The organism is Holdemania sp., from assembly GCF_986127675.1.
In genome coordinates this window covers 1-8,656 of sequence record NZ_CFQZWI010000109.1, presented here as the reverse complement: position 1 = coordinate 8,656, position 8,656 = coordinate 1, and the positions used below count along the sequence as shown (strand labels likewise).

Sequence of the window (8,656 nt, the reverse complement as noted above, 5' to 3'; positions counted from 1 at the left end):
CATATTGATGAAAGTTTAATTTTATTCATCCATTCATCCCCACAAATCCGAATTTATCATTCAGATTTTTCTCCTTTCTATCCTTCCAGTAAAGCCTTTAGTTCTTCTAAATTCTTATCTATTTCTTTGTTTAATGCCACAATATCCGCAAGTATTTCATGAGTTGGCGCATACTCCACTTTTTCATACACGACTTCTTTATATTTGTTAATAGAAAGATCATAGTTGTTATTCACAATTTCTTCTTTATTGACAAAGAAGCTTTGATCTGTACGTTTTCTATCAATTTCTTTATCAAGGTTTTTAAATCTATTAATGATATCTGGAATATCATTTTCTTTGACTATTGAACGTTTATCATCCAATGAAAAGCCGTCAGCTTTCATATCATAGAACCAGACTTTATCTGTTCCACCGTGACCTGTCTTCGTGAAAATGAGGATTCCTGTAGAAACTCCGGCATATGGCTTAAATACGCCAGACGGCATGGAAATGACAGCTTCCAGTCGATTCTCCTCAATAAGCGCTTTTCTGATTTGCACATGAGCGTTGCTTGATCCAAACAAAACTCCGTCCGGAACAATACAAGCGCAACGACCGCCAATCTTTAACATTCTTATAAATAAAGCCAAGAATAACAACTCAGTCTTTTTTGTTTTAGCGACTTTTAACAGATCGGATGATACGGATTCCGCATCTAATGTGCCTTTAAACGGAGGATTTGCTAAAACTAACGAGTATTTATCCTGATCCAAATTTTGATCCGAAAGACTGTCCCGATACTCAATGAAAGGAGATTCTACCCCATGTGTCATCATGTTCATGGCTCCAATTCGAAGCATCGTTCGATCCATATCAAAACCATGAAACATATGATTCATGTAGTGATCTCGATTTTCCTTATTCATTAAAATATCATTTTTATAAGTGTCGATAAGATAAGTACTGGCTTCAACTAGAAATCCTGCGGTTCCACAAGCAGGATCACAAATCGTATCTTCTGGTTTCGGATTTACTAATTTGACCATCATTTCAATAATATGTCTTGGTGTTCTGAACTGACCATTCCTGCCCGCCGTCGCAATCTTCGACAAAAGATATTCGTATACATCTCCTCGGATATCTTTTTTTTCAGATTTGCTCATAGAATCATAAATATCATCCAGTGAATCAATGACCTTAGATAAAACTAAAGGAGTTGGTAATTTAAATATCGCATCATCCATGTATTTTGAATACGCACTGTTCTTATCAGCATGTAGATTCTTAATAAAAGGAAAAACCCAATCTTGCATAATCTCATACATCTTGCCGGCAGGAAAATCATGAAAGACTGACCATTTAAGTTGATTCCCATTAATTGACCTTTCACCAATTTGAACTTGTTCTGAGAAAATACTTTTAAAGGGTAAACCCAGTATCGCATTTTCTTTTGCATTTTTATTATCTACATCATCTAAATCACGAATGAACATTAGATACGTTATTTGCTCAATAACTTCTAACGGATTGGTTAAGCCACCTGCCGCAAAGATATCCCATAAACTATCAATCTTATTTTTTAATTCACCTGTAATCATTATTCTTTCTCCTCATTCCAAATATAGGAAGTATATCTTCCTCCGCTAATCTTGATGATTTCTCCTTTATCAACTAATTCAATTAAAGCTCTTTGAATCGTAATCTGACTGATGTCCGGACATTGTTTCATAATCTCCGCTTTTGTAATCTTGCCCACATTTCGTTTAATAATTGCGCGTACCCTTTCAGGTTTAGAAAATCCGGATTCAATCAGAATTTGGACTCGTGAAGAAAAATCGCGATATGCGGCAACAATGGCACCTAGATAATATTCAACAAAGGGTGTATAGTCATTATTATTTTCATGCCAGCCTAGCGAACTTTGCTGCAAAGCTTCATAATAGCTTTCTTTTGTAGTTTCAATTAGCTTTTCGATGCTGATATATTTGCCGACAATATAGCCTGATTTATACAAAAGTAATAATGTTAGTAATCGGCTCATTCTTCCGTTGCCATCATTAAACGGATGAATGCAAAGGAAATCCAAAATAAACATGGGCATCAAAAGAAGTGGATCAACATTATCTTTCAAGGCTTGATTGTATGCATCACATAATTCATCAATAGCTTCAGGCGTTCTCCATGATTCGACGGGGCGAAATCTGATTTTACTATTCCCTTGAGAATCCGTTTCAGCGATGATATTATCGGCATTCTTATATTTTCCACCAATGCTTAAACCTGTAAACTTATACATCCCTCCATGCAGCTGTAAAAAGTAATTTGATCGAATCGGAATGTAATCATAGTTTTCGTGAATCATATTTAATATGTCCCGATAACCCGCTATTTCTTTCTCATTTCTGGTCTTAGGCATCGTTTTATCCATAACAATTTTCTTTAATCGCTCATCAGATGTATAAATGCCTTCAATCTTATTCGACGCGTCTACGCTTTGAATCTTTGCAATTTCAACAAGATCGCTTAATTTATCTGCATTGGATTCAATAAACAGATTTTGTTCCCCTTTATATTCATGAATAGTTGTCAATAAGGAAACAATTTGAGGTGTCAATAAACTTTTCGATAATTCGCTATATTCAAATTTTTTCATATCCGTCTCCTTTCTGCAGAGAAACATCAATAAGTCCAGAAATCAGAATTCCTATTTAAACGAATTTAGAATTTATGCTTTCCGACAGTTTCATTATAGATTCAATATTATCAAAAAGCAATTCAATTTTATCATTTTTAAAATTTTGATATAATTAAAATCTAAAATGATAAAATTGAATTGCTAAAAAAGTGAACTTGAATTATTAGATTAGGACATCGTTGCGTTTAATCATGCCATAACTTTACTTAATTAAGGTCTCATAATAGAGATATAAGATTGGTTTTCGGGTTTTTTTCACCATTTTACGCAGTCTTTTTCCAAACCGTCATAAAAATCAATGACCACCTCATATGTTGTCTTATTGCTGCTGGATCATTATTACCATAATCAGGATCTTGATCATCACACATATAGTATATAAAAGACTTTTTTTGACCGGGTTCAGCACTACATTATCATAGCATATTTTTTTCTTACCCTTTACGATGGCAGGGCAAAACAAAATAAGAAGATTCATCAATTCCCTCTACAATTTCATAATTCATTATTCCGCTCACCTTCCTTGGCTATTCTTAAAGCTTACTTACTAAAATCTTTAACCAGTCCTCAGAGCTTTACAGACCTGCATGATTTTTTCGATCGTATTCTGAGCACACCACGTAATACCGAAGAACATATCGCCCCTATGCATTCGATTCTTCAAGCAGCCAGTCAATGACATTCACGACTTTAATTCCATTGTAATTTCCGGGTGTAAAACGATCCAAAGTAAGAACAATTTTCTCATAATTATCCTGGATATTTTGCAGAGGCTTCATTTCACGATTAAACGTTTCTTCCGCCGTCATGTTCGCTGTTACCTGAATATACGTGATTATATCCTGTTTTTGAGCTACAAAGTCAATTTCTGTATTTCCCAGTTTACCGATATACACGCGATATCTTCTTCGTAGAAGTTCTAAATATACGATATTTTCAATCGAAAAACCGAGATCATAATTCTTTCGCGGCAGCATCACAGTCCGAAGTCCTAAATCCACAAGATACCATTTCGCATTAACCTTCAGTAATTGTTTTCCTACGACGTCAAAACGATCTGCCTTGTAAAAAATAAACGCTTCTGACAAAGCTTCCATGTAATCGCTCACGGTATTCGGCGAAATTTTTCTGCCGCTGGAAATCAGCGTATCTGTTACCTTTTTAGCGGATACCGGACTGCCAACGACACTCGCCAAATAACGAGCGATGGTAAGCAATAACGCCGCATCTGTTGTTTTTCGCTGATTCCCGTCGTTATTTTTTCGATTCTGACGTTCTTCGATATCTTTTACAACGACTGTATTCAGAATTCCTTCCAGATAATCCGGAGCTTTTTCGGATGTCTTGTTCACTGTGGCAAGATAAGGAAAGCCGCCGTTACGCATATAGTTCAAAAATGCCTGATCGAGATTCTCTGGTTTTTGCGCTTCAACAACTTCCTTGAAGGATAAAGGCAACAACGTAATTTCAATATAGCGCCCTGACAATAAAGTAACTAAATCACCAGAAAGTAAATAAGTATCGGAAACTGTTATATAAATATCCACATTTTCCTTTAAAAAGAGACTGTCGACGACTTTTTCAAAAGCTTCTACTCTTTGAATTTCATCAAGAAAGATATAGGTCCTTTTATTTAAACAAAACTGCTTTTGAATAAAGCATATAGTGTCTTATAATCTAACAAAGCTTCATCTTCCAAGCCATCAAAATTGATTGAAATAATTTGATCTTCTATTATCCCTTCTTTTATCATACGTTCCTGCATTTGCTTTAATAGTGTCGATTTTCCGCAACGGCGAATACCGGTGATCACCTTGATGACTTTTTCATCTTTCCAGGCTGAAAGCTGATCTAAGTATGTCTTTCTTTCTATCATGATCGTCCTCCACTATACGTTCTCATCGTAGCCTGAATTCAATTTTTATAATCGATAATTCTATTATTACTCCTATGGGTGGATTGATTTCTATTATGATATCTGGAATAGCCCTATTCAATTTTATCATTTTTGTAAATTTGATATCATTGAATCCCTAAATGATCAAATTGAACGCTTATTCATCCCTCTTTAAGCTTTATAAACCGATCGCCGGGCTGTATCTCTGCAGTCCGGCAATCGTTGTATTTATATCCCTATGTCTAAATAAACTGATCCAGCGCCTGTTCGACCTCCGGCATTTTCTTGACCTGCGGATCCGCATAACGCTTGCCGCGGGCGACCACCATGCTGACCTTCCTCAGCGCTGTTAAATCTTCCAGCGGATTCTTTTCCGTGACGATGAAATCCGCACACTTGCCGACCTCGATGGAACCTGTCTGATCGCCGATTCCCACCAGCTCGGCGTTGCGTTTAGTCGCGGTATACAGCGCGAAAGCGTTGGAAACACCGCAGAACTTATGGAAGTAGTTGACTTCCCGCCACATATCGTAGTGTGTGATATACGGACAGCCCGTATCCGTGCCCAGGCCGACCGGAATGCCGTTGGCCAGACATTCCTTCGCACATTCGACAATGCCGTCGAAAACGACCTTGCCATTGTACTGTTCCATTTCTGAAACATGACTGACAGCCCGGTCAAATAATGCATAAGGCAGGGCGGGTGACAGTGTTGCCACCTGGCAGGCCTTGCGGTCTTTGAACAGCTGGATAATCTCCGCGCTCGGCATCGCGCCATGCTCGATCGTATCGACGCCGTTTTCCAACGCGACCTGTACGCCCTGCGGACTTTCCACATGCGCCGCTACCTGCAGCCCCAGAGCATGCGCTTCTTCGCACGCCGCCTTCACGATTTCCGGCGACATTTTCAATTCTCCCGGCTCCCCTTTAACCTTCGCGTCCAGCACGCCGCCAGTGATCATCAGCTTGATCAGATCCGGCTTTTCCTTGGCGATCTGACGAACAAAAGACCGTGCCTGTTCCGGAGAGGTCGCCTCATACGCCAATGATCCGGCCATGTGGCCGCCCGGCACGGAAATTGCCATATTCCCCGCCAAAATCCGCGGTCCGTCAATTTTGCCCGCCAGCACCGCATCGCGGATTTTCGTATCGACGTCCTCAACGCCACCGACCGTGCGGATCGTCGTCACGCCGCTCATCAGCTGTGTCTTTGCGTACCCTTCGCACATCTTCAACATGATTTTGCGCAGGAAATTGTTGCTTGTCATCAGCTTGACCAGTTTCTTCGGATCGCTCTGTTTCTTCTTCGGCTTGCCGTTGGCCGGCAGATGAACGTGCAGATTGATCAACCCCGGCATGATGTACTGCCCTTTCAGATCGACGACCTGCGCGCCTTCATAAGCGGACTGCTGCGGCTCGATCGCGATAATTTTTTCCCCTTCGGTAATCACGGCCATCCCCACCTGCGGTTCCATGTTCTCGGAACCATCTAACAGGATTCCATGGATATAAACTGTTTTCATAAGTCACCCTTCCCTTTCCTATCATTATAAGAGTTTCTTTTTCAGATTGAAACCGCTTTGCGGAAGAATGGGGCAATAACTGCCGATCCTTTTCTGAAACTCATGAAAACAAATCAGTTCGCCGCCGGTTCCCGCCTATTTTTCTTTCTATCTTTCCCCGGAATTCAATCCCTTTAATCTTCTTTTTATCAAGACTGCTTAAAAGCTCGGTGAAAACATGAAAAACGACGACCTTTCCTTTTCAGATCAGATCGTCGTTTTCTTTGGTTTATTTGAGCTCGTTTTTCACGGAGATCCGGTTGATCGCTTTTTTCAAAGCCACCTCTGCCCGGCGCATGTCCATATTCGGATCATCCAGCCGTGCTTCGGCGCGCTGCTTCGCTTCCTCGGCCCGGCGCAGATCGATTTCCTCTTTGGACTCAATCGCGTCGGTCAGGATCGTCGCCAGATCGTTTTCAAAATATAACAGACCGCCGGCGACCGCGTATTCCTTGCGGCCGTCGCTTTCTTCCGTAATCATGCGGGAGATGGCCAGCGGCGTGACCAGCGGTACGTGACGGGATAAAATTCCCAGCTGACCGACAGTGCTGACCACATTCAGGATGGTGGTATCCATTTCCTTCGCCAGTCCTTCCGGCGTCACCACGCGGCAGTGGATCATACGCTACTGCCCCAGCTGGCGGGCTTTCTCCGCCGCTTCTTCAATCGTGCCGACAAACATAAACGCCTGTTCCGGCAGATCGTCATACTTGCCTGCCAACAGCTCTTTGAAGCTGCGGACCGTTTCACTCAACGGTACATATTTCCCCTTATACCCGGAGAACTGTTCCGCGACATGGAACGGCTGCGACAGGAAGTTTCGTGCCCGGCGCGCCCGGTTGACGATTTTCTTGTCTTCATCCGACAATTCGTCCATTCCCAGGATCGCGATGATATCCTGCAGCTCTTTATACCGCTGCAGAAGCTGCTGGACGCCGCGGGCGACTTCGTAATGCTCGTCGCCGACAACCAGCGGATCCAACATGCGGGAGCTGGATTCCAGCGGATCCACCGCCGGATAAATGCCCAGCGCCGCAATCGAACGATCCAGAACCGTCTTGGCGTCCAGATGGGAGAATGTCGTCGCCGGCGCTGGGTCGGTCAGATCGTCCGCCGGCACATAGATTGCCTGAACCGACGTGATCGAACCGCGCTTGGTCGAGGTGATGCGTTCCTGCAGCTGACCCATTTCCGTCGCCAACGTCGGCTGATAACCGACCGCCGACGGCATCCGGCCCAGCAGTGCGGAAACTTCCGAACCCGCCTGGGTAAAACGGAAGATATTGTCGATAAACAACAGGACGTCCTGACCTTCCTGATCGCGGAAATATTCCGCCATCGTTAAGCCGGACAGCGCCACGCGCATTCTCGCGCCCGGGCTTTCGTTCATCTGACCATAGACCAGCACGGTCTTGTCCAGAACGCCGGAGTCCTTCATTTCATGATACATATCGTTGCCTTCACGGGTTCGCTCGCCGACCCCAGCCACAACGGACATGCCGCCGTGTTCCTTGGCAATGTTGTGGATCAGCTCCTGCATCAGCACGGTTTTGCCAACGCCGGCGCCGCCGAACAGACCGATCTTGCCGCCGCGGGCATACGGGCAAAGCAGGTCGATGACCTTGATGCCGGTTTCCAGAATTTCCGCGGACGTCAGCTGTTCCTCAAAGGATGGCGCGGCGCGGTGAATCGGCAGTTTTTTATTTGGTTCCGGCAGTTCGCCCAGACCGTCGATCTCATCGCCCAGGACGTTGAACATCCGGCCCAGCACCTGCTGGCCTACCGGCACGCTGATCGGCGCTTCGGTATCGAGGCAGTCCATGCCCCGGACCAGACCATCGGTGGAAGCCATCGCGATGCAGCGCACGACGTCGTCGCCAATATGCTGAGCCACCTCGACAGTGATGCGCTGGCCTTCGCCTTTCTCCACCACGATCGCATTGTTCAAGGCCGGCAGCTGACCGGCGGCATAACGGATATCCACGACCGGTCCGATGACCTGTACGATTTTTCCAATATTTTTAGCCATAAATTCTCCTTTCGCTACGAGGCGTCCGCCCCGGCGACAATTTCTGTGATTTCCTGCGTGATCGCCGCCTGACGTGCCTGGTTGTACTGCAGCGTCAGCTTGTCGATCAGCTCGTCGGCGTTATCCGTCGCGCTTTCCATCGCCACCCGCCGGGAACCTTGTTCCGCGGTTTTGGTCTGCATGTGCGCGCTGTATAACAACGAGCGGACGTACATCGGAATTAACGAATTCAGAATGGCGTCCGGCCCCGGTTCAAATAAGGTTTCCACCTTAAACTCCCGGCCTTCGCGTTCCATCGGACTGACCGGCAGCAGCGTCAGCAGCTGCGGCGTAAACGTTACGGCGTTGACAAACTGGCAATAGAGAATCTGAATCTTGCCAATCTCACCGCTGACGTACAGTTTCAGCGCTTCATCCGCCAGATCGTTAAACACATAGAAATCAACATGATCGGAGCCGATCGGCTCGCGGATCAGATTAAATCCCTTCTG

General features: G+C 44.2%; 8 protein-coding genes. All 8 read right to left on the bottom strand.

Features of this window, described 5'->3' with window-relative positions:
- Window positions 1-77: 77 nt before the first annotated feature.
- Window positions 78-1,580 carry a type I restriction-modification system subunit M gene (locus tag AC5OW4_RS13025; RefSeq protein ID WP_072683277.1) on the bottom strand — a complete coding sequence of 501 codons (1,503 nt, stop codon included), beginning with the start codon at window positions 1,578-1,580 and terminating at the stop codon, window positions 78-80.
- Window positions 1,580-2,635, bottom strand: coding sequence for a Fic family protein (locus tag AC5OW4_RS13020; protein ID WP_072683276.1), 1,056 nt, complete (start codon window positions 2,633-2,635; stop codon window positions 1,580-1,582). The genes AC5OW4_RS13025 and AC5OW4_RS13020 overlap by 1 nt, the downstream gene beginning before the upstream one ends.
- A gap of 686 nt (window positions 2,636-3,321) precedes the next feature.
- The gene (locus AC5OW4_RS13015) at window positions 3,322-4,281 is read right to left on the bottom strand and encodes an ATP-binding protein (protein WP_255370382.1); all 960 of its coding nucleotides are present in this window, start codon (window positions 4,279-4,281) and stop codon (window positions 3,322-3,324) included.
- A gap of 29 nt (window positions 4,282-4,310) precedes the next feature.
- A complete protein-coding gene (locus AC5OW4_RS13010) occupies window positions 4,311-4,553 on the bottom strand; it encodes an AAA family ATPase (protein ID WP_200798748.1) in 243 nt (80 codons plus the stop codon).
- Between the two features lie 263 nt (window positions 4,554-4,816).
- On the bottom strand, window positions 4,817-6,097 hold the full coding sequence (locus AC5OW4_RS13005) for an amidohydrolase family protein (protein ID WP_072683275.1): 1,281 nt from the start codon (window positions 6,095-6,097) through the stop codon (window positions 4,817-4,819).
- A gap of 268 nt (window positions 6,098-6,365) precedes the next feature.
- The gene (gene atpC, locus AC5OW4_RS13000; RefSeq protein ID WP_072683274.1) at window positions 6,366-6,758 is read right to left on the bottom strand and encodes an ATP synthase F1 subunit epsilon; all 393 of its coding nucleotides are present in this window, start codon (window positions 6,756-6,758) and stop codon (window positions 6,366-6,368) included.
- Between the two features lie 3 nt (window positions 6,759-6,761).
- On the bottom strand, window positions 6,762-8,165 hold the full coding sequence (atpD, locus tag AC5OW4_RS12995; RefSeq protein ID WP_006057953.1) for a F0F1 ATP synthase subunit beta: 1,404 nt from the start codon (window positions 8,163-8,165) through the stop codon (window positions 6,762-6,764).
- Between the two features lie 14 nt (window positions 8,166-8,179).
- Window positions 8,180-8,656 (bottom strand): F0F1 ATP synthase subunit gamma (locus AC5OW4_RS12990; protein WP_493677058.1); only part of this gene is annotated, 477 nt, incomplete at its 5' end.